Source organism: Parasphingorhabdus sp. (assembly GCF_036964675.1).
Classification (GTDB): domain Bacteria; phylum Pseudomonadota; class Alphaproteobacteria; order Sphingomonadales; family Sphingomonadaceae; genus Parasphingorhabdus.
The window spans coordinates 1-23,520 of sequence record NZ_JBALTF010000004.1 but is presented as its reverse complement, the minus strand read 5'-3'; the positions used below and the strand labels follow the sequence as shown (position 1 = coordinate 23,520).

At 56.0% G+C, this 23,520-nt stretch carries 23 protein-coding genes; 15 read left to right on the top strand and 8 right to left on the bottom strand.

Annotation, left to right across the window (positions count from 1 at the left end; translation table 11 throughout):
- Positions 1 to 5: 5 nt before the first annotated feature.
- Both nrdR and V7665_RS01605 read left to right on the top strand, forming a co-directional pair.
- The gene (gene nrdR / locus V7665_RS01610) at positions 6 to 467 is read left to right on the top strand and encodes a transcriptional regulator NrdR (protein ID WP_335662786.1); all 462 of its coding nucleotides are present in this window, start codon (positions 6 to 8) and stop codon (positions 465 to 467) included.
- Complete coding sequence (locus V7665_RS01605) at positions 464 to 1,204, top strand: RNA methyltransferase (RefSeq protein WP_335662785.1); 741 nt, start codon at positions 464 to 466, stop codon at positions 1,202 to 1,204. Before nrdR ends, V7665_RS01605 begins: the two co-directional genes overlap by 4 nt.
- Positions 1,205 to 1,216: 12 nt before the next feature.
- Here the strand turns inward: V7665_RS01605 and V7665_RS01600 are convergent, their stop codons facing one another.
- Positions 1,217 to 1,525 carry a chorismate mutase gene (locus tag V7665_RS01600; RefSeq protein ID WP_335662784.1) on the bottom strand — a complete coding sequence of 103 codons (309 nt, stop codon included), beginning with the start codon at positions 1,523 to 1,525 and terminating at the stop codon, positions 1,217 to 1,219.
- A gap of 231 nt (positions 1,526 to 1,756) precedes the next feature.
- Between V7665_RS01600 and rpsD the strand changes: the two genes are divergently transcribed.
- Positions 1,757 to 2,371 carry a 30S ribosomal protein S4 gene (gene rpsD / locus V7665_RS01595; RefSeq protein ID WP_335662783.1) on the top strand — a complete coding sequence of 205 codons (615 nt, stop codon included), beginning with the start codon at positions 1,757 to 1,759 and terminating at the stop codon, positions 2,369 to 2,371.
- 70 nt (positions 2,372 to 2,441) lie between these two features.
- Here rpsD and V7665_RS01590 read toward each other — a convergent pair whose 3' ends face one another.
- Entirely contained in the window at positions 2,442 to 3,554 is a 1,113-nt protein-coding gene (locus V7665_RS01590; RefSeq protein ID WP_335662832.1) for an alpha/beta hydrolase family protein, read from the bottom strand.
- Between the two features lie 1,008 nt (positions 3,555 to 4,562).
- Here V7665_RS01590 and V7665_RS01585 point away from each other — a divergent pair.
- The 5 genes from V7665_RS01585 (at position 4,563) to aguB (ending at position 10,653) form a co-directional block, all read left to right on the top strand.
- The gene (locus V7665_RS01585) at positions 4,563 to 6,239 is read left to right on the top strand and encodes a M28 family metallopeptidase (protein WP_335662782.1); all 1,677 of its coding nucleotides are present in this window, start codon (positions 4,563 to 4,565) and stop codon (positions 6,237 to 6,239) included.
- Positions 6,240 to 6,260: 21 nt separating this feature from the next.
- On the top strand, positions 6,261 to 7,241 hold the full coding sequence (locus V7665_RS01580; protein WP_335662781.1) for an agmatine deiminase family protein: 981 nt from the start codon (positions 6,261 to 6,263) through the stop codon (positions 7,239 to 7,241).
- A 78-nt stretch (positions 7,242 to 7,319) separates the two neighbouring features.
- Positions 7,320 to 8,840, top strand: coding sequence for an FMN-binding glutamate synthase family protein (locus tag V7665_RS01575; RefSeq protein WP_335662780.1), 1,521 nt, complete (start codon positions 7,320 to 7,322; stop codon positions 8,838 to 8,840).
- A gap of 79 nt (positions 8,841 to 8,919) precedes the next feature.
- Positions 8,920 to 9,774 carry a class I SAM-dependent methyltransferase gene (locus tag V7665_RS01570; RefSeq protein WP_335662779.1) on the top strand — a complete coding sequence of 285 codons (855 nt, stop codon included), beginning with the start codon at positions 8,920 to 8,922 and terminating at the stop codon, positions 9,772 to 9,774.
- Positions 9,775 to 9,792: 18 nt separating this feature from the next.
- Positions 9,793 to 10,653 carry an N-carbamoylputrescine amidase gene (gene aguB / locus V7665_RS01565; protein WP_335662778.1) on the top strand — a complete coding sequence of 287 codons (861 nt, stop codon included), beginning with the start codon at positions 9,793 to 9,795 and terminating at the stop codon, positions 10,651 to 10,653.
- Here aguB and V7665_RS01560 read toward each other — a convergent pair.
- Positions 10,626 to 11,291: a uracil-DNA glycosylase gene (locus tag V7665_RS01560; protein ID WP_335662777.1), complete on the bottom strand. Its 666-nt coding sequence runs from the start codon at positions 11,289 to 11,291 to the stop codon at positions 10,626 to 10,628. The two genes, aguB and V7665_RS01560, sit on opposite strands and share 28 nt — an antisense overlap.
- Before the next feature lie 238 nt (positions 11,292 to 11,529).
- Here V7665_RS01560 and V7665_RS01555 point away from each other — a divergent pair, with 238 nt between their 5' ends.
- Entirely contained in the window at positions 11,530 to 12,096 is a 567-nt protein-coding gene (locus V7665_RS01555; protein WP_335662776.1) for a DUF937 domain-containing protein, read from the top strand.
- Positions 12,097 to 12,123: 27 nt separating this feature from the next.
- Complete coding sequence (locus V7665_RS01550) at positions 12,124 to 12,504, top strand: hypothetical protein (protein ID WP_335662775.1); 381 nt, start codon at positions 12,124 to 12,126, stop codon at positions 12,502 to 12,504.
- Here V7665_RS01550 and V7665_RS01545 read toward each other — a convergent pair.
- A complete protein-coding gene (locus V7665_RS01545) occupies positions 12,494 to 12,973 on the bottom strand; it encodes an NfeD family protein (RefSeq protein WP_335662774.1) in 480 nt (159 codons plus the stop codon). The two genes, V7665_RS01550 and V7665_RS01545, sit on opposite strands and share 11 nt — an antisense overlap.
- A 26-nt stretch (positions 12,974 to 12,999) precedes the next feature.
- Positions 13,000 to 13,962, bottom strand: coding sequence for an SPFH domain-containing protein (locus V7665_RS01540; protein ID WP_335662773.1), 963 nt, complete (start codon positions 13,960 to 13,962; stop codon positions 13,000 to 13,002).
- A 102-nt stretch (positions 13,963 to 14,064) separates the two neighbouring features.
- On the opposite strand from V7665_RS01540, the gene V7665_RS01535 reads away from it, so the two are divergent.
- The 4 genes from V7665_RS01535 (at position 14,065) to V7665_RS01520 (ending at position 18,955) form a co-directional block, all read left to right on the top strand.
- Positions 14,065 to 15,558: a M28 family peptidase gene (locus V7665_RS01535; RefSeq protein WP_335662772.1), complete on the top strand. Its 1,494-nt coding sequence runs from the start codon at positions 14,065 to 14,067 to the stop codon at positions 15,556 to 15,558.
- A gap of 50 nt (positions 15,559 to 15,608) precedes the next feature.
- A complete protein-coding gene (guaB, locus tag V7665_RS01530; RefSeq protein WP_335662771.1) occupies positions 15,609 to 17,087 on the top strand; it encodes an IMP dehydrogenase in 1,479 nt (492 codons plus the stop codon).
- Between the two features lie 89 nt (positions 17,088 to 17,176).
- Positions 17,177 to 18,355 (top strand): RsmB/NOP family class I SAM-dependent RNA methyltransferase, encoded by a 1,179-nt coding sequence (locus V7665_RS01525; RefSeq protein WP_335662770.1) that lies wholly within the window; start codon positions 17,177 to 17,179, stop codon positions 18,353 to 18,355.
- Positions 18,356 to 18,424: 69 nt separating this feature from the next.
- Positions 18,425 to 18,955 carry a tetratricopeptide repeat protein gene (locus V7665_RS01520; RefSeq protein ID WP_335662769.1) on the top strand — a complete coding sequence of 177 codons (531 nt, stop codon included), beginning with the start codon at positions 18,425 to 18,427 and terminating at the stop codon, positions 18,953 to 18,955.
- A gap of 19 nt (positions 18,956 to 18,974) precedes the next feature.
- On the opposite strand, the gene V7665_RS01515 is transcribed toward V7665_RS01520, so the two are convergent.
- The 3 genes from V7665_RS01515 to V7665_RS01505 all read right to left on the bottom strand — a co-directional run bounded on the left by V7665_RS01515 (position 18,975) and on the right by V7665_RS01505 (position 21,564).
- Positions 18,975 to 19,883, bottom strand: coding sequence for a DUF481 domain-containing protein (locus V7665_RS01515; protein WP_335662768.1), 909 nt, complete (start codon positions 19,881 to 19,883; stop codon positions 18,975 to 18,977).
- A 24-nt stretch (positions 19,884 to 19,907) separates the two neighbouring features.
- The gene (locus tag V7665_RS01510) at positions 19,908 to 20,411 is read right to left on the bottom strand and encodes an RNA pyrophosphohydrolase (RefSeq protein WP_335662767.1); all 504 of its coding nucleotides are present in this window, start codon (positions 20,409 to 20,411) and stop codon (positions 19,908 to 19,910) included.
- A gap of 202 nt (positions 20,412 to 20,613) precedes the next feature.
- Positions 20,614 to 21,564: an alpha/beta hydrolase gene (locus V7665_RS01505; RefSeq protein ID WP_335662766.1), complete on the bottom strand. Its 951-nt coding sequence runs from the start codon at positions 21,562 to 21,564 to the stop codon at positions 20,614 to 20,616.
- 182 nt (positions 21,565 to 21,746) lie between these two features.
- On the opposite strand from V7665_RS01505, the gene V7665_RS01500 reads away from it, so the two are divergent.
- A partial coding sequence (locus V7665_RS01500) for a 2-oxoacid:acceptor oxidoreductase subunit alpha (RefSeq protein WP_335662765.1) occupies positions 21,747 to 23,520 on the top strand: 1,774 nt, incomplete at its 3' end.

Below are 23,520 nucleotides of genomic sequence, written 5' to 3'. Positions count from 1 at the left end.
AGAACATGCGTTGCCCCTTTTGCGCCCATGACGACAGTCAGGTCAAAGACAGCCGTCCCACCGAGGACAATACGACGATTCGACGCCGGCGTCAGTGCGAGAGCTGTGGTGCACGGTTCACGACCTTTGAACGCGTGCAATTGCGCGAGATCACCGTGGTCAAGAGCGAAGACCGCAAGGAACCCTTTGACCGGTCGAAGATTGACCTGTCGGTTTCCCTCGCTTGTCGCAAACGTGGTCTGGCGCAGGAGCAGATGGATCAGCTGGTCTCCGGCATTCAGCGCCAGCTGGAAACCAGCGGCGAAACCGAAATCCCTTCCAAGACCATTGGCGAGATGGTCATGGACGGCCTGAAGGCGCTCGACAGCGTCGCCTATATCCGCTTCGCTTCGGTCTATAAGGATTTTACCGAGGCCAAGGATTTCAAGGAATTTGCCGGCAGTCTGAAAGATGTCGGCGGGGCGTGAGCAACCAGCCCGCGATCATATTGGTAAACCCGCAGCTCGGCCAGAATATCGGCAAGGCAGCGCGGGCGATGCTGAATTTCGGGTTGACCGAAATGCGCATTGTCAATCCGCGGGACGGCTGGCCAAATCCGGATGCCGGTCCATCGGCATCGGGGGCCGATCAGGTTCTGGAACATGCCAAGATTTTTGAAACCACGGCTGAAGCGGTGGCTGACTGCGCCCATGTCTATGCCACAACCGTACGCAAACGGGGCATGACCAAGACGGTGCTGACGCCTTGGGAAGCGGCTGAAGACATGGCGCAAGCCAGTGGAAAATGCGCGATATTGTTCGGGCCGGAGCGGTCTGGTCTGGAAGTTGTCGACGTTGAACTTGCGCGCAAGATCATCACCGTACCGATAAATCCTGAATTCGGGTCACTCAATCTGGCACAGGCTGTTATCCTGGTGGCTTATGAAATATCCAAAATCGATGGTAGCGCCAATGTTCAGCCGACGCTGGACAAGAAAATCGCCGAACCCGCTCCGCAGAAAGAGCTGGATATGTTCTACGAGCATCTGGAGCAAGTGCTCGACAAAAACGGTTATTTCTATCCGCCGGAACGGGCTGTGGCGACGAAAGTTACGCTTCGCAATATGCTGACCAAGCCGGCATGGACGAACGAGGAGGTCAAGACCTGGCGCGGTGTCATATCCTCGTTGGACAGGCCGCCTCGCAAGGATAAAGCTGAAAAATAGTCATCGAAGATGCTATTTGCGCAATTGATCCCATTTTTGCAATTCGTAGCTGATCGATGTTTCGACCAGCATTTCCCAGATCGCCGCCATGGTCGGCACCGGAACGTGCGCTTCTGATGCCAGCTGTTTGACATTTTCCAGTACTTCAGCCTTGCGCGCTTCATCGCGGACAATGTTTCGATCCTGTTTGATCCGGGCGGCGGCATCCATGCAGGCAAAGCGCTGTGCCATCAAAGCGATGATTTCGGCGTCGATGCGGTCCACCTGTTGGCGGACATCGGTCATGGTTTCCATGGGCGGCAATGGCTTGGTATCGATCATGCCCAGCGCATTAATCGCCAGCCGTTAGAGAGTCGAGACTTGTTGCCCGTTTGCGCATGATTTTCGCGGGCCAAGACTGTTGACATTGGCGGGCTTGCTCGCCATAGGCCCGCACTTGCAATTGGTCCCGCACCCCGGTGAAGCGGCGGCCGCATCAAGACTCAGGTTTTTGCCAGGTTTTGATGGTGCGCTCCGGGAAGACTTAGAAACAGCAAATCAGGAGTCATTGATATGACCAAACGTACCAGTTCCAAATATAAACTCGATCGCCGTATGGGCGAGAATATCTGGGGCCGTCCCAAATCTCCCGTCAATCGCCGTGACTATGGTCCAGGCCAGCACGGTCAGCGGCGCAAGGGCAAATTGTCCGACTTCGGTATTCAGCTGCGCGCCAAGCAGAAGCTGAAAGGCTATTATGGCGACGTGACCGAAAAGCAATTCAAGCGCGCTTATAAAGAAGCTGCAGCGATGAAAGGCGATACCAGCCAGAACCTGATCGGCCTGCTCGAACAGCGCCTCGACATGGTTGTCTATCGCGCCAAGTTCACTCCAACCATTTTCGCTGCACGTCAGCTCGTCAGCCACGGTCATATCCGGGTAAACGGCGTCAAATGTAACGTTGCATCGCGCAAGGTTGTTCCGGGCGATGTGATCTCCCTGAGCGCCAAGGCACAAGAAATGCTGCTGGTTATTGAAGCGCAGAGCCTGCCAGAGCGTGATATTCCTGAATATGTAACACCCGATGGCACGGACAAAGTAACCTATGTCCGCATCCCGACACTGGACGAAGTGCCTTATCCGGTGACCATGGAACCCAATCTGGTCGTCGAATTCTATTCGCGCTAAACGATTTTCAGACACATAAAAAAGGGCGGTGCGTTTGCGCCGCCCTTTTTCGTTTCTGTTGCAGAAAAAATTATTTGGGCAAAAATGCTGCCGACTTGGTTAGCATGTCGATCCGGGCTGCGGAATTCTGCAAGCCGTGGGCGAGGCCTTCATATTCGATAAAGGTCACCGATTTGCCAGCATCATTCAGCTTGTTTTGCATCAGTTTTGACTGATTGATGAAAACATTTTGATCCAGATCGCCGTGAAACAACATTACCGGAGCCGTGATTTTTGCGGCATTCTGCGCTGGAGACCCTTCTTTGATATGGGGACCGTTTCCGACCCGATTATCTTCTACCACGCTACTATACTCGCTATTGTTGTTGTTCTTTTTTAGCGCAAGGTCGGTCACTGGCGCTATCGCGATGACCGCTTTGAACAAGTCAGGATAAGTCACTGCTGCCTGAAGTGCGGCATAGCCTCCATATGACCATCCCACGATGGATAGCGCTTCCGGCTTGGCAATGCCCTGATTGATCAACCAGCGCCCTCCGTCAGAAACATCACCAATCGCAATTTTCCAAGACTTATAGCCATTTTCCAGAAACCAGTCGTCGCCATAGCCAGCCGATCCGCAGAAATTCGGCTGCAACACCGCATATCCTTGGCTGACGAAAAACTGCGCGAGCCAGTCAAATCCCCATTCGTCCCGGGCTTCAGGTCCACCATGCGGGATGACAATGGCGGGGAGGTTCTTTGGTTCTACACCCTTGGGGAGCGTTAGATATCCTGGAATTTCGGTGCCATCGGCTGCCGGGAACGTGACCGGTTTCACGGTCGCCAAATTCTGATTTTCGACCTTTGGTCTAACCCCCAGCAGCGGCCGCAACTGCTTGCTGTTGCGATCAAAAAGAAAATATTGTCCGGGATCGATGTCCGATCCTGCCCAGATCAGAAGCTTGCTCTCATCCTGACTGGAATCCGAGAAATTTATCGCGGTATTTCCTCCCAACGCCTTGCTCAAACCTGCAGCCAATTTCTCCAGCTCTTCATCGAAATAAACGGCTTCGCGTTTCTCGATTGCATAGCTGGCGCCGACGACACGGTTCTTGCGACCAATGCGGATACGACCATCGACATCGACCTTGTCGTTGGTAACGAGCACCGTCTCTTCTCCGCTGCCATCGAGCTTGACCGACATCAGCGCCTGGCGACCCTGATATGGTGCGAAACCCAATACGGAATTGAGCGTTTTGTCCACGACGTAAGGGTTGAAACCGCTGCGGTTGGCATAATCAAGCTGACCCAATTCGATCCAGTTATCATCGTCATTTTTGTAGAAATATTTGATGCGGCCCGAATCACGTTCGGTTGCACCCAATTTTGCGCGCATCCCCTTGATTCGAACATGGCCTTCGCCATCGGTTATATATTCAAGTGCCTCTTCAGCTGGCTTTTCAACAAATTTTGCTTTGCCGGTGACGGTGTCGATCCGCTCGACGGCCCAGCCGAAATTCCGGTTTACGATTCGCGTCCCACCGGCTCGTTTCTCAGGATGATAGCGACTCATCAGAACGGCGTTCTGTTCATCTGGCAGCCAGTCAATAATGTCACCGCTACCCAAGCTATATGTGAGCGTGTTGGCATCCTTTTCCAGCGTCAACTGTCTGGCATTTTTGCCATTGGAATCGATCGCGAACATCGTCCCGAAACCATATATTTCGCCTGTCTGTTCCTTCAGTCCACCAAGTTTGCAAGCGAGCCGGGAATTTGATACCCAGCCACACCATTGCAGGTTTTCCGGATCTCCCGATGAACTCATTACCCGTGTCGGTTCATCGCCTTTGGAAAGATCAATCGTGTATAGGTCCGACAAAGTCCCTAGGCCTGGTGAAATAAAGGCAATTCTGTCTCCATCGGGAGAAAGGCTGATATCTCTGATGGCAGGCACCGCTCCAAAAATTTCGGCTTTTTCATTGGCCAATACTGTCGGGACAGTCATTGCCGAGGTAACGGCGAGCGAGACAAATATTATACTAATGCGTAACACAAGAACTCCCATCTGAAATATCCAGTTATGAAACATCGCCAACTCGGCTTCGTTTGGCAACCCGGTTTTTGAATCGTGAGGCTTCTTGCTTTGCCTAAAATCGTCTGCCATTGGGCATGCAACGTTTTTCGAAACAGAGAATTTCAGAAGGATAGCTTTATGTTGAAACGGTCGCTTTGGGTGCTGCTGGCACCATCGCTGATATTGGCTGGCTGCACGAAGATTGATGAGGGTGATACAGCGGTTGTACTCCCCGAAATCGCAGCGCCAGAATTGTCGGTTGAAACGATGAAATCGATCACCGAGGAGCTTTCCTCTGACGCCTATGAAGGCCGTGCCCCCGGAACGGCGGGCGAGGCCAAGGCGATCAAGCTGATATCCGAAAAATTTGCCGCGGCCGGGCTGGAGCCGGGCAACAAGGGTGGCTGGTTTCAGGATGTACCTCTGGTCGGCATCACGGCAAAAAACACGTCGCCTCTGAAAATCAGCGGCGGCAAGAGCGATTTGTCCTTCACCTATGGCAGCGACTATGTCGCGGCGAGTTATCAGGAGCAGCCGAAAATCGACGTTGCTAATAGCGACATGGTATTTGTCGGCTATGGCATCAACGCTCCCGAGCGGGGCTGGAACGACTATGCCGGTGTCGACGTCAAGGGCAAGACCGTGGTCATATTGGTCAATGATCCCGATTTCGGTACCGAGAGCCTGGAAGGCGAATTTGGTGGCCGGGCGATGACCTATTATGGCCGCTGGACCTATAAATATGAAGAAGCAGCGCGGCAGGGCGCTGCGGCGGCGCTGATCATCCATGATACCGACCCGGCGGCTTATGGCTGGAATGTTGTCGAATCCAGCTGGACCGGCGAGCAATTTTACGCCCAATCGGCCAATGGCGGCGCAGACCAGACCAAATTGAACGGCTGGATTCAAAAAGAAGTGGCGGCCAAGATTTTTGCAGCGGCTGGTCAGGATTTGACCAAGCAAATGGCGGCGGCGAAGAAAAAGGGCTTCAAGGCGGTGGACCTGAAGCTGAAAGCCTCGGTATCGCTCGAAAATGATATCAACAAGACCGATAGCAAGAATGTCGTCGGCATTTTGAAGGGCAAGACCCGTCCGGATGAATATGTCATCTATACAGCCCATTGGGATCATCTGGGGCGTTGCAAGCCTGCGGATGATGGCGATGATATCTGCAATGGTGCGGTTGATAACGCGACCGGTACCGCAGCACTGGTTGCTTTGGCTGAAGCCTATACCAAGGCAGGCGCGCCGGATCGTAGTGTTATCTTTCTGGCGGTAACGGCGGAAGAGTCGGGATTGCTCGGCTCTCAATATTATGCAGAAAATCCGATTTATCCGCTGAGTCAAACGGTTGGCGGCGTGAACATGGATGCCTTCGGCATGGCCGGTCCGGCAAAAAATGTCATCGTGGTTGGCAAGGGCAAGTCGCAACTGGATGCCTATCTGGAGGCGGCGCTGAAGGGTGATGGCCGCGTGGCCGAAGCCGAGCCGACACCGGAGAAAGGCTATTATTATCGTTCCGATCATTTCAGCTTTGCCAAGCTGGGCGTGCCAATGATCTATTTCGAAGGTGGCGAAGATCTGATTGACGGTGGCCGGGAAGCCGGTGAAGCCATTTCGAAAGATTATACCGATAATCGCTATCATGGACCCAAGGATGAATATAATCCGGATTGGGACTGGACCGGTGTGATGGGTGATCTGAAGGTCTATTATACCGTCGGCCGGATGCTGGCGATGACCGAAGACTGGCCCAACTGGAATGAAGGTGATGAATTCCGCGCGACGCGGGACAAGAGCCGCGCAGGCGGTTGATCCGCTCCGAAAGACGGCAAGATGAGATGGCCAGCAGAATGGGAGCCGCATCAGGCGGTGTGGATCGGTTTTCCCGGTGATCCGGCGGAATGGCCGGTGGGACGGGCTGAAGCGCAGCAAGAAGTGGCTGCTTTTGCCAATGCGATAGCGGATCAGGGAGCGGGAGAGACCGTTATTCTGGTCTGCCGAACTGCCGCTGACGGTGATGTCGCGCGCGCTCTGGTCGAGCCCGGCGTGGAGATTGTCGTCGAGCCGTTTGGCGACATCTGGCTGCGCGATTCTGCACCGATTTTTGTCACCGGCCCGGATGGGCTTGCCGGTCAGAATTTTGGCTTTAACGGCTGGGGCGGCAAATATGCGATGGCTGGCGATCAGGACATCGGCGCGCGGCTGGCACAGCGCTTTGCTCTGACGGATCGCGAGCATCACTGGATATTGGAGGGCGGCGCGATTGATGGCGATGGCACGGCGCGGCTGATCACCACCGAGCAATGCGTCCTCAACCCCAATCGCAATGACAGGCTCAGTAGGGAGCAGGTCTCCGAGAGGTTGCGCGAAGCCTTGGCGGTAGAGGATATCTGCTGGCTCGGGAATGGGCTGGCCGCCGACCATACCGACGGCCATGTCGACAATCTTGCCCGCTTTGTGGCACCCGGTACGGTCGCAATTCCCCAAGCCGAGACCGATGACGATCCCAATGCGGAGATTTTTGAGGATGCGGCGCGGCGGGTCCAGTCATCGGGTTTGCAGTTGGTCCGCTTGCCATCTGCGGGACTATATCGGATCGACGGCGACATCGCGCCCGCCAGTTATATGAATTTCTACATCGGCAATAGGGTCGTCGCGGTTCCGCAATATGGCGCAGCGAATGATGCCAGGGCGGTAGAGCAAATCACCGCGCTTTTCCCCGACCGCAAGGTGATCGGGCTATCCAGCCAGGCGCTGCTGCGCGGTGGCGGCAGTTTCCACTGCATCTCGCAACAGATTCCGCTGCTGCCGTAACCCAATTGACCATTTGCGCGAACCTTGGTCGGGGAGGCGCAAGCTGCTACTCTATCAAACCTGTTTAGGGGACGATTGATGACGGACGGCATATTGGGCGTGTTAAGTGCGCTGACCTATATTTTCATTCTGCTGCTCGGGCTGGGACTGGCGGCTTTCATTGCCCTGTTCATCATTGATATCACCCAGAAACAGGATGCGGTGCGCCGAAACTATCCGGTCATCGGCCGCTTTCGCCATATTTTTGCTACGCTTGGCGAATTTTTCCGGCAATATTTTTTCGCCATGGACCGCGAGGAAATGCCGTTCAACCGGGCCGAGCGGGAATGGGTGGAAAGAGCCGGCAAGGGCATGGACAATACCATCGCTTTCGGATCGACCAAGAATCTTGATCCGCCTGGCACGGCCATTTTTGTCAATTGCCCGTTTCCGGCGCTTGAGACCGATGCAGCACAAACAACGACCTGCATCATCGGCGAACATTCGAAACATCCTTTTGAGGCCAGATCATTCTTCAATATTTCCGCGATGAGTTTTGGCGCCTTGTCGGTTCCTGCTGTCCAGGCCCTTTCGCATGGTGCAAAAATGGCGGGATGCTGGCTGAACACCGGTGAGGGCGGGCTGTCGCCTTATCATCTCGAAGGCGGCTGCGATATCGTCTTTCAGATCGGCACCGCGAAATATGGCGTTCGCAACCCGGACGGGAGTCTGAGTGACGACAAGCTGCGCGCCGTGGCTGCGCACGAACAGGTAAGGATGTTTGAAATCAAGCTGTCGCAGGGGGCCAAGCCCGGCAAGGGCGGGATATTGCCAGGGGAGAAAGTGAACCGGATGATCGCCGACATTCGCGGCATAGCGGAGGGACAACCGAGTATTTCGCCCAACCGGCATCCAGAGATCAACAGCGTCGATGAACTGCTCGATTTCATCCATCATGTGCGCGAAGTGACCGGCAAGCCGACCGGGATCAAGGCGGTGGTCGGCGCCTATGGCTGGCTGGAAGAATTGTGCGACGCAATCCACAAACGCGGCATTGCCAGCGCCCCGGATTTTTTCACGCTGGATGGCGGAGATGGCGGCACTGGCGCCGCGCCGATGCCATTGATGGATAATGTCGGATTACAGCTGAAGGAGAGCCTGCCGATGCTTTCCGACATATTTCACAGATATGGACTACGCGGCCGGATCAAGATCATTGCTTCGGGAAAGCGGATCACGCCGTCCAGCGTCGCTTGGGCCATTTGTGCCGGGGCTGATTTCGTCAATACGGCGCGCGGGTTCATGTTTTCGCTCGGCTGTATCCAGTCGCTCAAATGCAACAAGAATACCTGTCCGACCGGGGTCACTACCCATAATCCGCGCCTGCAACGCGGCCTTGATCCGCAGGACAAGAAAGTGAAAGTCGCCAATTATTGCCGGAATATCGTTCACGAGGTGGAAGTGATCGCCCATAGCTGCGGCGTCGATGAACCGCGGCACCTGGGGCGGAAACATGTCCGGATCGTCCAGGATACAGGGGTCTCCGTGCCGTTTGACGAACTTTATCCCAGGCCAGAGCTTTTGCCGCAATATAAGCTGTCTATGGAAAATGCCCGATAATACATATTGTGTCGCCACGGGCCTTGCGTACGAATGCAGGCTGAAAAACTTGTCCCGGAAATCTGAGAGGAAGAATATCATGAAGAAACTGCTGATGGCGAGCGCGGCGCTGGCGATGTTGGGAGGCGCTGTTCCAGCGGCTGCAAATCATCATGAAAAAGCCGGTGCCGAGATGACGGACACCAGTCTCCAGGCGATATTGGCGCATGAACGACGCGCCGACGACAAGGCGCGCGATGGCTATCGCCATCCGGCACAGACGCTGAACTTCTTCGGTGTAAAACCAGACCAAACCGTCGTTGAATATGGACCCGGCGGTGGCTGGTACACGCGTATATTGACCCCCTATCTCGCTGGTGGCGGACAATATGTTGCGATCAACGCCGACAGTTCGGCGACCAATTTTCCAGACCGTGCCCGGGAAGCGCGCAGCAAAGGCTGGCCCGAGAGCTTCCCCGAGACAGCGGCGAAATGGACCGGCGTCGATGCCAAAAAGATACTCGCCTTTGAAAGCGACGAGATGCCTGATGACATGAAGGGCAAAGTCGACCGGATACTGATTTTCCGGTCATTGCACGGCATGCTGAATAGCAACCGCGCTGACTCCGAACTGCGCGCCTTGCGCGACATGCTGGCAGATGACGGCATGGTCGGGGTTGTACAGCACCGCGCCAAGCCTGGTGCATCCTATGCGATGTCCAATGGCAGCAAGGGCTATCTGAAACAGGCATCAGTGGTGGCGCTGTTCGAGTTGAACGGTTTCGAGCTGGCTGGTCAATCCGAAGTCAATGCCAATCCGAAAGATATGTCCGACTATGCCGGCGGTGTCTGGACATTGCCTCCGGTTCTGGGCGGCGGTGATACCGACAAAGCCAAATATGAAGCGATCGGTGAATCCGACCGGATGACATTATTGTTTAAGAAGCGTTCCTAAGCCGCTATCAGGGCTGCTATGACCAAATTATGCGTAGCGGCCCTGCAGCTGCCCCTGGGCGGGGATGAACAGACGAATATCTTTGCCGTCAGCGGCCTTGTCGCCGAGGCTGCAGAGCAGGGTGCCCAGATCATCCTGCCACCGGAGCTGTTTGCCGGCCCCTATTTCTGCAAGACCGAGGATGAAGCGCTGTTTGCGCTGGCGCAGCCATTGAGTGAGAGCTCTCCGGTGCTCGCCATGCAGAAGCTGGCCAAGCAATATGGCGTCGCGATCCCGGCCAGTTTTTTCGAGCGCGACGGGCCGCATCATTATAACAGCATCGCGATGATCGATGCCGATGGCGAGATCATGGGCGTCTATCGCAAAAGCCATATTCCCGATGGCCCCGGCTATGAGGAAAAATATTATTTTCGCCCGGGCAATTCGGGCTTCAAGATCTGGGATGTGTGCGGAACCCGGATCGGCGTCGGCATCTGCTGGGACCAATGGTATCCGGAAACCGCGCGAGCAATGGCGCTGATGGGCGCGGAAATATTATTCTATCCAACCGCCATCGGGTCGGAGCCATATGACGCGGAGCTGGACACCAGCCGCATGTGGCGCCGGGCGATGCAGGGCCATGCGGTGAGCAATTGCATGCCGGTGGTCGCGAGCAACCGCATTGGTATTGAAGCTGGGGAAAATGGCGATCAGGCCTTTTACGGGCACAGCTTCATCGCCAATGAATGGGGTGATCTGGTGCAGGAATATGGTTCGCAGGAAACCGGCGCGCTGGTGGCATTATTCGACCTCGAACAGGCGCGCAAACACCGCGCGGGCATGGGGTTTTTCCGGGACCGGCGGCCGGAACTTTACGGGCGGCTGGTTGAGGACATATAAGCCGCCTGTTCGAAAACATCTTCAAACATCGCCACCGTCAACCGCCCCGTATTCACATTATAGCGGCTGCAATGATAGCTGTCGATCAGGGTCCGGCCATCGGGTAACCGGTGTCGGGCGCCATGGACAAATTTGTGATCCGCAAGCCGTGCTCCGGAAAGCCGGATGATGCTGTCATGGGCGATCTTGCCCAGTGCCAAGATGATTTTCAATTCTGGCAAGTGGTCCAGCGCCTTGGCGAGATAAGAACGGCAATTGTTGATCTCGGCACCGGTCGGTTTGTTTTCCGGTGGCAGGCATTTGACAGCGTTGAGAATGATTGCGCCGTTTAGTGTGATCCCATCGGCGGGATCATTGGCAAACTCACCGTCAACGAAGCCATATTTGGCCAGAGTGGCGAACAGCATTTCGCCCGACGCGTCCCCGGTAAAGGGCCTGCCGGTACGATTGGCGCCTTCCTTGCCCGGAGCGAGGCCGACGATCGCCAGCCATGCATCCGGGTCACCAAAGGCCGGTACAGGTGCATTCCACCATTCGGGATGATCCTTGCACAGGCTTTTGCGCAGCGAAACCAGTCGCGGGCATTTCCGGCAGCCTTTCGGGGCTTCGGCATTTGGCAGGGGGCTATGATCGCTCACAGCCCATGCCTAAATTCAATTGCACGATGGGTCCAGAAAATCAGTCTTTCAATTCAGCCGGAACGATGCCGCCAGCTGCGGCGATCTTGTCCATTTCCTGTACGCACGGCCATGCGCCACCAATGTCTGGTAAACACTCGTAAAGCTGCCGATTGGACGGTTTCCGCCGAGAAAATATGCTAGGGTGCAGGCAGTAAAGAATCACAGCGTGCTGTCATGGCAGCGAAGGAGATCGACGATGAAAATTATGGATATGTTGCAGCAGTCCGGCGGTATTGGCACGATGGCCAAGGAACTCGGGATCAACGAAAGCGTCGCCGAAACCGGTGCCGCAGCATTGCTGCCTGCCATATTGGGTGGCTTCAAGAAAACAGCTCAGGCGCAGCCAGGCGGACTGGACGGTCTGGACGGATTGCTCGGCCAGCTAGGCGGCGGCGGACTGCTCGACAGCGTCCTGGCTACGCAGCCGACACCGGTTGCAAAAGGCAATGAAGTGCTTGGTCAGATTTTTGGTTCCAAGGAAGTCAGCCGAACTGTCGCGGCCGGTGCAGAACAGCAGACCGGCATAAGCAGTGATTTGCTCAAGCAAATGCTGCCGGTTGTCGCGATGATGGTGACGGGATATATGGCCAAGCAGAGTGGTGACAGCACAGGCAATGGCGGCGGTCTGGGCGGTCTGATCGGTGGCTTGCTGGGTGGCGGCAACAAGGCGTCATCGAGCGGTCTCGGTTCGCTTCTCGACCTCAACGGTGACGGCAATCCGCTGGATGACATTATCGGCATGGCTGGTAAACTGGTTCGTTAGAATTTCTTAAAATGAAGGAGATTGGATATGAGCATTTTCGAAAAAATCATGGATATGTTGCCTGAAAATTTCAGCATCGACGACATTGCGGAAAAAGCCGGGATGACGGTGGATGAAGCCAAAAAAGGTGGTGAGGCGCTGTTCGCAAAGCTGCGCGATGGCAGCATGGACAAGATGACCGCGATCAAGGAAGCCGCTGCCGAAGCCGGTGTTGATCCCGAGAAACTCAAAGGGCTGTTGCCGGCATTGGCGGAAAAAGCCGGTCTTGATGGCGAAGGCAGCCTGATGGAAAAATTGACCGGTGAAGACGGGTTGCTCGGCAAGGTTACCGGTTTTTTTGATCGCGATGGCGACGGCAATCCGATCAATGACCTCACCAACAAGGCGAAGGGCTTCTTCAAGAAATAGGCTTGCTGTCCAGTTGAACGGGGTCCTCCAGCGGTTCCAGCCGGAGGACTCCGCCTTCTACTGCCGCAATCTTTGCAATCGCGCCTTTTTTCATATCCGGGCCTTTGGCCGGCCATTCGCCGTCGGCGACTTTTGCCCGTCCGCTGGTCGCAGAAATCGCTTCGACAATAGTCACGGTTCTGCCGACCAATTGCGCCGAACGGTTGTTGAGCAGCGGATTTTCGCTTTCGACATCATGGGTCAAATACCAGCGACGTCCGCCCAGTACCGCCAAGATGGTCGACAGGCCAAATACGGTCAGCTGACCAGCGACGGTCAAATCGATAAACAGCGAGAGGATTCCGGCAACCGCCGCCGCGGCCGCAACCCAGATCAGGAAAACGCCGGGAACGAACAGCTCTGCCAGCGCGAGCAGCGCGGCCAGCCCCAGCCAGACATATTCCGGATTGCTGATGGTCAAATCATCCATGGCTTATGCTCTGTTCCCTGCTGATCTCATTTGTCCTGATTGTCGAACGGACCCTTGCGCGGCGGCGAGAAGGTCTGGCTGTTTTCACCGAGCGCTTCTTTGGCCAAGGCGCCAATTCCGCCCAATGTTCCGATCAGCTGGGTTGCCTCGATCGGAAATAATATGGTCTTGGCATTGGGCGAGGTGGCGAATTTTTCGACTGCCTTCACATAGTCCTGCGCGATAAAATAGTTGATCGCCTGTGCATTGCCGCCGGCGATTGCCTGGGAGACCAGTTCGGTTGCCTTGGCTTCAGCCTGGGCTTCGCGCTCGCGCGCCTCGGCGTCGAGAAAGGCGGCTTCCTTGCGACCCTCGGCCTGCAATATCTGGCCCTGTTTCTCGCCCTCGGAACGGAGGATTTCGGAAGCGCGGGCACCTTCGGCATCCAATATGTTGGCGCGTTTTTCACGCTCGGCCTTCATCTGCCGGGCCATCGCGTTGATGATGTCCTGCGGCGGACGGATGTCCTTGATTTCCACGCGGGTTATCTTGATGCCCCAGGGCGTGGTCGCGTCATCGATGACGACCAGGAGCCGGCCGTTGATCTCGTCGCGCTTGGACAATGTTTCGTCCAGATCCATCGAACCCATGACCGTACGCAGGTTGGTGGTGACGAGGTTGAGGATCGCATTGTAGAGATCATTGACCTCATAGGCGGCCTTGGCGGCATCAAGCACCTGGAAGAACACCACGCCATCGGTGGAGATCATCGCATTGTCCTTGGTGATGATTTCCTGACCCGGGATGTCGAGCACCTGTTCCATCATGTTGACCTTGCGGCCGACGCGATAGAGAAATGCGGGATAGAAATTGAATCCCGGATGCGCCGTTGTCGTAAAGCGGCCAAAATATTCGATTGTATAATGATAGCCCTGCCGGACGATCTTGATACTCGCAAAAAGATAGATGATGGTGACCAGTAGCACCAATAATAACAGTGAAATGCCCATTTCTATTCTCCTTAGCGAACGGTCTCATTGTCATTGATTATTTGCAGGATAATGCCAAGGGAAAAGCAAATTTTTCCGGTTAGCAAAGGGATTGTAGTTGTAATGCGTTTCATTGCCTTTTTGATTTTTTCGGGTCTCATTTTTGCCGGTGCGGCGCGCGCGCAAGCGATCGCCGAGGCAGACCTGCTCAGGCATATCGAGATACTGGCAAGCGATGCCTTCGAAGGGCGGGAACCCGGCACGCTCGGCGAAAATAAGACCGTCCATTATATCGCCAGCCAATGGTCGGCGGCAGGCCTTCACCCCGCAGGCGAAAAAGGCTCCTGGTACGCGCCCGTGCCGTTGGTGGAGCGAACGCCGGATAGCTATCGGATATATTTTGCCAACAAGGGCCGGGGCAAGTCCGTGCGGTTGCGGCCCGACGAGATCATCCTGCGGAGCCGCAGCCCGTCCTTCCGGCAATCCCATATGCCGGTTGTCTTTGCTGGCTATGCCGATCTGGAGCGAGACGGACTTTCGGTCGCAGGAAAACTCGTGCTGCTGCCGAGCAAGCCGCCTGAAGATGATGATATGCCAGATTTTCGCAATCGCAAGCTACAGTTGATCCGGGCTGGCGCGGTTGGCGTGATATCCGTTGTCGAAGATCAGGACCGCTGGTCCAGATTCCAGCGATTTTTTCAGCGAGGATCAACCGCATTGGCCGATCCCGAAAATCACGCCGACCTCGAAGGATTGATCAGTCTTGAACAGTTCGGGAAGCTGGTCCGGCAATCCGGGCTGGATGCCGAAACATTGCTGGCTGACAAAGATGCCATATCGATCGTCGACCTTGGGCTGAATGCGGACGCGAGCGCCGAGACCCGGGTTCGCTCCTATTCATCGCACAATGTGATCGGCAAGATTCCCGGCACCAATCCGAAACGCGGGGCCCTGTTGTTCATGGGGCACTGGGATCATTTTGGCATATGCCGGATCGAAGATCCGCTGGAACCCGGCAAGGACCGCATCTGCAACGGCGCTGTCGACAATGCCAGCGGCATATCGTTGCTGATCGAGACCGCCAGGCGCCTGTCCGGTGAAGGGCAGGATCGGGACATATATTTTCTGGCGACGACCGCTGAGGAAAAGGGCCTGCTGGGCGCGCGGGCGTTCACCGACAATCCTCCTGTCGCGCTCGAGAAATTTATCGCGGTATTCAATGCCGATACTATCGCTCTTTCTGACAATGGACAGGAGATCGCGGTGGTCGGGCCGGGAGATACCGGACTCGGCCGGGATATCGGGATAGTCGCCGCACAGGAGCGTCGCGAGATTGACCGCAGTGGCAAGGCGGATGCCTATGTCAAACGCCAGGACGGCTATGTTTTTCTGGAATTGGGTGTCCCGGCTTTCATGATCAGCAGCGCCTTTGCTGACGAGGAACGGCTCAAGGCCTTTATCGATGGTCCCTATCATGATGTCAGCGATGAAGTGAATGACACTCTGGAGCTGACAGGAGCGGCTGCTGACGCCAATTTCCATGTCGCGCTGGGCCGCTATTTTGCCTCGACTGCGAGATATCCCGGAATAGCCACTAGCGGCGAGGCCGATAACTGATTACATGGGCCGCCACAGAATCAAATTCACGATATCGGAAAGTGGCGATCATGAGCAGGCCAGGCAAGCATAAAGAAATTCGGTTGGGACTGACGTTTGACGATGTCCTGTTGCGGCCCGCCGCGTCCGAGATTGTGCCGAGCCAGGCCAATACCAAAACCCGTCTGACCAAGCTGATCGGCCTGAATATCCCGATCCTTTCCTCCGCCATGGATACGGTGACCGAGTCGGACATGGCGATCGTCATGGCGCAAATGGGCGGGATTGGTGTTTTGCACCGGAACCTGACCATTGCTCAGCAGACAGCCGCCGTGCGGCAGGTGAAGCGATTTGAATCCGGCATGGTGGTCAATCCGATCACGATCGCGCCGGATGCGACCTTGGCGGAAGCACAGGAGACGATGGCGCAGAACCGGATATCCGGTATTCCGGTGGTCGAGAAATCGGGCAAACTGGTCGGCATATTGACCAATCGCGATGTGCGCTTTGCGGAAAATCCGAAGCAGAAGATTTCCGAGCTGATGACGAAAGAGAATCTTGCCACGGTTCCGGCTGGCGTGAGTCAGGAAGAAGCGCGGCGCACCCTGCACCAGCGGCGTATCGAGAAATTGCTGGTCGTGGATGATGATTATCATTGCGTCGGCCTGATCACGGTCAAGGATATCGAAAAAGCGGTCACCTATCCCAATGCTACCAAGGATGCCACTGGCCGGTTGCGCGTCGCAGCGGCCTCGACCGTCGGGGAAAGCGGACTGGAGCGGACCCAGGCGCTGATCGATGCGGAGTGCGATTTGATCGTTATCGATACCGCCCATGGCCATAGCGCGATGGTCGCGCGTGCTGTGGAAGATGTCAAAAAACGGTCGAACGGCGTCCAGATCATTGCCGGCAACGTGGCGACTGCCGCCGCGACCCGCGCGCTGATCGATGCGGGGGCAGACGGTATCAAAGTTGGTATTGGTCCGGGTTCGATTTGCACCACGCGGGTGGTCGCCGGTGTCGGTGTCCCGCAGCTCACCGCGATCATGGATTGTGCCGAAGAAGCCGAAAAATCCGGCATTCCGGTCATTGCCGACGGCGGATTGCGGACATCGGGCGATGTTGCAAAGGCACTGGCAGCCGGTGCATCGGCGGTGATGATCGGATCTTTGCTGGCCGGAACCGAAGAAGCGCCGGGGGAAACCTTCCTCTATCAGGGGCGTGCCTATAAAAGCTATCGCGGCATGGGCTCGGTCGGCGCCATGGCGCGCGGATCGGCTGATCGCTATTTCCAGCAGGACATTACCGACCAGATGAAACTGGTACCGGAAGGTATCGAAGGGCAGGTGCCGTTCAAGGGGCCGGCGCGCGATGTCATTCATCAGCTGGTTGGTGGCGTCAAAGCCGCCATGGGCTATACTGGCTCGGCGACGCTGGACGATTTGCGCGAACGGGCCGAGTTCATCCGGATCACCAATGCCGGATTGCAGGAAAGCCATGTCCATGACGTGGCGATCACCAGAGAAGCACCCAATTATCCGACCCGATAGCGCCTTTGGAGGCATTAAGTGATCGAAACCAAAATATTTCTGCGGATGTTTGTCTGGCCTGCGCCGCGGGCCGACGATCGCATGAGCAAGTGACTCCTGCAGCCAGACTGCAGGCGGCGATAGAGCTGCTCGACTGGATCATTGCTGCGGCGCGGGACAACGGCGGGTCTGCGGACAATATTGCCAAGAAATTTTTCAAAGAACGGCGCTATGCGGGATCGGGTGATCGCCGCGCCATTCGCGAGCTTGTCTACACCGCTATTCGGCGCTGGGGAGACAGACCGGAAAACGGCAGGCAGGCCATGGTCGGACTGGTTGCCGAACAGCCCGAGTTGCGAGAGTTTTTTGACGGTTCCAATTATGGTCCTGCTGCAATTACGACAGATGAGCCGGTTGCCAGCAGTGCGCAAATTCCGGAATGGCTGGCAGACAGATTTGCCAGTCTGATCGATGAGCCCGAACGCAAAGCACTGTTTGATCGTGCGCCGCTGCATGTTCGGGTCAATGGCCAGCGTTCGACGGATCTGGAAGTCAAATCGGCATGGCCGGACGCTGTCGCTTTGGCCCTGCAGCATGGCTATGAACTTCCGACCGGGACCCAGCTGGAGGATAAGACGCTGTTTCGCGAAGGCGCGATTGAAATCCAGGATCTCGGCAGTCAGGCCATCGCGGTGGCCGGCGCTGCTGCCAAGCCGAATCTGGTGCTGGATCTATGCGCGGGTGCCGGTGGCAAAACCCTTGCTTTGTCGGCCATGCTACCGCCGGAGAGCAAGATTATCGCAGCGGACACGGATCGTGGACGGCTGAGCCGGATTGAGCCGCGCAAGCGCAGAGCGAGTGCCCGGAATATCGAGACGATTTTGCTCGCTCCGGGCAATGAAATGGAAGCGCTGGACCATCTGAAAGCGAGTTGTGATCTGGTTCTGGTCGATGCGCCATGCAGCGGCACGGGAACCTGGCGGCGCAACCCTGAATTACGCTGGCGGATGACGCCTAAACGGCTCGCGCACACTACAGAATTGCAACAAAGGCTAATGGATCTCGGCAGCGAGATGGTGAAGCCCGGCGGACGGCTTGTTTACGCCGTTTGCTCGCTGCTCGATGAAGAAGGCGGCGATCAGACGGACAAGTTTCTTGAAAACCACCCGCAGTGGCAAGAAATATCGATTGATTTGCCGATTGGTCGCCCATATCGTAAAGGTACTCTTCTTTCACCCTATCATGACGGAACGGATGGCTTTTATTTTACCTGCCTCGAAAAATTGTGATAGCAAAACATGTTAAGCCAGCATGCAGCTGAGTCTGGCTATGGTGGCGAGAGTTTATTGGAGCTGATTATGCGTTTTTCACCGGCCGTTGTCGCCTTATCTCTTGTTTTTGCTACCGTTTCCAGCGCCAGTTTTGGCCAGTCTGCCGACATCGAAATCAAGCAGCGGTCGGTTGAATATATGCAATTGGGTGAAGCAGCGCAAAAACGCGGCGAACTCGATCTCGCAGCCGATCTTTATGAAACGTCGCTGGCGGTAGATCCGCGCAATGGTTCTGCCTTCATCGCCTTGGCGCAAATTGCCAGGGTGCAGAAACTGCCAGGCAAGGCGATCCGACTCTATCGGGAAGCCCTGATCCTCGATCCCAATAATCTCGATGCGCTGGCCGGGCAGGGTGAGGCGCTGATCCAGCGCGGTGCGCTGGAAAAAGCCCGGGTGAACCTGTCGCGGATTGAAACCTTGTGCCGGTCGCGCTGTTCGCAAAATGACCAGCTGGCATCGGCGATCAAGCTAGCGGAAAAGAAACCGGTGCTGTCGGCCGAAGCGGTTACGCCAAAGCCCAAAATCGGTGACGAAGAACCGGAGAGCGAAAACCCCTGATCGGCGATTTCAGCCGAGGCTAGAAATCGTAAACCAGCGTCGCACGGCTGAGCGTGTCGGTCTTGATACGTCCGGCCGGCGGATTGGTCTCATGCTCGAGACTATAAGAAAAACGGGCCGAAAGCGCACCGACTATGCGGGTGTCCAACGCCGTGATCGAGGTAAAGCTTTGATTGCCCGATTCAAATGTTGTCGTTGCCGCCTCGGTCAGTTTCAAATTGTCTGATATCTGCCAATTGAAATCGAGGCCTACCAGACCGGCAATGTGGCTTTCCGAACCACCGCCCACGAAAGCTGTTTTGCGCCACGCTGGTCCAGTCTTGATGTCGAGCGAGACATGGTCTTTATCGATGACGGCATATCCCAGGCCGCTGGAAAGCGTGTAACGCGCAGAGAATCCCTGAAAGCGATCCCGGTCATATTGCGCCAGTCCATAAGCATAGAGCCGGTCATTGAGCCTGTAGTCGGGTTCGAGAGCGACGGTAAATTGTTCGCGCGTCGTCACGCCATTGCTGCGCTGGTAATCGGCAAGCGCATTGAACTTGAAACGCCACTTTGTCGCCTTTTTGGTCAGTTTCAGGCCACCGCTCAGGCCGGTGTTGCTGCTGTTTCCGGTCGACCGAAAGGCTCCGGCTTCCCCTTGTCCGGACCAGTTTTTGAAGAAGCCGGCTTGCATTTTTTCAGCTTCGGCGATTTCCGCCCGCTGTTGCTTTTCGGAAATATAGTCGGCGAGCATCGCATCGATTTCGGAAATATCGTCCGGGTTGGTGGCCTTTGCCAGTTTCACGACAGATTGAATGTCTGCATCATGCTCTGACAAGATCGCGGCTTCAATCATCGCTCTAACCGGATCGGGCAAAGTCGCCTGTGCAGGGGTTGCGATCAACAGAGCGGTGGCTGACGCCCCGAGCGAAAATATTTTGGACATGAGGAAAACCTGTAAATGTGGTCGCTAGATCAGCGGGAGAAATTCTTTCAGCAGGGACCGGTATAAATCCCTTTTGAATGGCACGATCAGGTCGGACAGTGCCGCGGGTTCCGCCCATTTCCAGTCTGAAAATTCGGGATGGTCGGTTTGGATGTTGATATGGTCATCCTCGCCGGTAAAGCGCATCAGGAACCAGCTTTGCCGCTGGCCGCGATATTTGCCTTTCCAGATCTTGCCGAGCAGTTCCTCGGGGAGATCATAGAAATATTCGTCGGCGCTGCGACCAATGATCTGGACATGGTCGGCGACAACACCGGTCTCCTCCCAAAGCTCACGCAAGGCCGCCGATTCGGCTTCCTCGCCTTCGTCGATCCCGCCTTGCGGCATTTGCCAGGAATCCGGATATTTGCTTTCGGCGGCATCCAGCCTCTGACCGACGAATACCAATCCTTCGCGATTGGCGAGCATGATTCCGGCGCAGGGGCGATAGGGGAGTGTGCTATAATCGATTTTACTATGCCTTTTCAAAATTTTCTGATGCGCGAGACGTCCGGCAGCCCCTTATCGAATCCGCCGGAGCGCGACAGGATAATGGATAAGGATCGCTTGTAGCGCATTTATCTCTGCCGGACCTAGCGACTCTTGATTCAGAATTTAAGCATTTGTGTATGTTGCGAATAATATGAGAAGAGCAGCCAATATTCCGGAAAATTTCGGCAGATATTCTGATCTATGACTCCAAAGAAGCGAGCAAAGTTTTCCAGGCGGCAATCATCTTGTCGACATCCTGCGCCGCCGACGGCACTGCCTTGCGGATATTGATGAAGCCATGCACGATGCCGGGCATTTCGATGAAATTCGTGTTCACGCCATGGCGGATCAAATCTGCGGCATATTCGCGGCCCTGGTCGCGCAGGGGATCGAGGCCAGCAGTGACCAGCACCGTCGGCGGTGATTTGGCCAGATCGCCAAGATAAGGCGATACATGAATGTCGTCATTCTTCGCGGCATAATTGCTGTTGAAATAGTCCATGCTCTCTTTGGTGAGCAGAAAGCCTTCGGCAAATTCATCCATCGATCCACCCTCTGCATCCATGCGGGTTGCAGGGTAGATTGGAAATTGCGCGACAATGGGTACAGAAGCAGGCTCGGTTGCCAGCACTTGCCCGACCACCAAGGCGAGATTCCCACCGGCGCTGTCGCCGCAGGGAATCATGCCGCTGATCTTGAGTTTGAGTTGCTTCTGATTGTCCGCAACCCAGCGTGTCGCAGCCAGACTGTCGTGCGGCGCCGCCGGGAAGGGGGCTTCCGGGGCCAGGCGATAATCAACCGCAATGACCGGAATATCCATCTCCCGCGAGATATAGGTACAGAAACTATGGTGCGATTCGAGATCGCCGATCACGAACCCGCCGCCATGATAGAAGATGATGACGGGCGTTTCCGCGCTTCGTTCGGCCTGACTATCGTAAAGGCGGAGCGCGATGTTGCCGGCCGGGCCGGGGCAGGACAGATCCTCGATTCGTGCCAGATCGACCGCGTCTGCTTCGAGCATCGCGGCCATCACATTGTACATTTCGCGTGCCGCTGCGGGCTCGACTTCCGACATGAGCGGCTGGTCCGATTGGGCCAGCATCGTCAAAATCATTTGCACATCGGGGCGTACATAAGCGTCAGTCATCGATTGTCTCCTAGCGTTTAACCGCTCGATTAGATCAGGCCATGATCACTAGGCAAGCGCTAATCGGGACCGGGTGCCCAAACAAATGCTTTATCCCTATTAGTTTTTGTGGTTTGAAGCGGGGCGCTTTGCTGCTCTAGAGCGGGCTGCGTAATAATAAGTAAAGGCATGGAAAACCCATTATGGCCACCGCACTGAAGCAGGAAGACCCGAATAGTCCCCATCCCGACGGCGCTGAAAATGTCGTCGTCCGTTTCGCTGGCGATAGCGGCGACGGGATGCAGTTGACCGGAGGGCAGTTCACGCTGTCGACCGCACTGGCAGGCAATGATCTGGCCACGTTCCCGGATTTTCCGGCAGAAATTCGGGCGCCCCAGGGAACGCTGTTCGGTGTGTCCGCCTTTCAGATCAATTTCGGTTCGCGCGCGATTGAAACCGCCGGTGATGAACCGGATGTGCTGATTGCGATGAACCCGGCTGCGTTGAAAACCAATGTCCAGGCGGTTCGCGCCGGCGGTTTGGTGATCGCCGATGAAGGCGAATTCGGGAAACGCAATCTCGACAAGGCTCATTATGACAGCAATCCGCTGGAAGATGGCTCGCTTGCCAAATGGCAATTGCTCAAGCTCAATATTTCGCAGCTGACGCTGGATGCGGTGAAACCATTCGGACTCGGCAACAAGGAAGCGCTGCGCTGCAAGAATATGTGGACGCTCGGCCTGGCCTTGTGGATGTTCGAACGCGACCGCGAACCGATTGTGCAATGGCTGAAAAGTAAATTCGCCAAATTGCCGGATATTGCCGAAGCAAATATCGCGGCGCTCAACGCCGGTCATGCCTATGGCGAAACCGCCGAGATTTCGGGTGACGGTCTGGGTGGCGGTCATTTGCAGCATCACAAGATTGCTGCGGCTCCGGCGGAACCGGGCACATATCGGACCGTAACCGGCGCAGAATCTCTGTCTCTGGGATTGGTGGCGGGCGCGCGACTGGCTGGACTACCGATGTTTTTCGGCGGCTATCCGATCACTCCGGCGTCGGCGATTCTGCATCATCTGTCGCGACTCAAAGAATTTGGCGTCACCACATTCCAGGCCGAAGACGAGATTGCCGCGATTACCGCTGCAATCGGCGCAAGCTATGCCGGTAGTCTGGGCATCACCTCCTCTTCCGGTCCCGGCATTGCGCTGAAAGGCGAGGCCATGGGTCTGGCGATCATGACCGAATTGCCGCTGGTGATCGTCAATTCGCAGCGCGGCGGCCCGTCGACCGGCCTGCCGACCAAGACCGAACAATCGGATCTTTATCAGGCAGTCTATGGCCGCAACGGCGATGCGCCGATGCCGGTGATTGCCGCGCGTTCGCCCGAAGATGCCTTTTACTGCGCGATCGAAGCGGTGCGGATCGCGGTGCAATATATGACGCCGGTGATGCTGCTGACCGACGGCTATATCGCCAATGCAGCCGAGCCCTGGAAAATCCCGGATGTCGATACGCTCGAGCGTTTTCCGGTCAGCTTCATGACCGAGAAGCCCGACGGCCCGTTGCTGCCTTATAGCCGGGACGCAAATCTGAAGCGGCCCTGGATCAAGCCCGGAACCCCCGGATTGATGCACCGGATTGGCGGAATCGAAAAGGGCGTCGATACCGGCCATATCGAATATGGTCCGGCCAACCACCAGACGATGACCGAAATCCGGCGCGACAAGATACTCGGCGTTGCCGACAGTCTGCCCGATCAGGATCTGGCGTTCGGCAAGGCTGGCGCCAAGTTGTGTGTCGTTGGCTGGGGTTCGACCTTTGGTCCGATTCATCAGGCCGTGTCGCGCGCCAGCGCCGCCGGCAAGGATGTCGCCCATGTCCATATTCGCAATATCTGGCCGTTGCCGAAAAATCTCGGCGAATTGCTCAAGAGTTTCGACCGGATTATCGTCCCGGAAATGAACACCGGGCAGC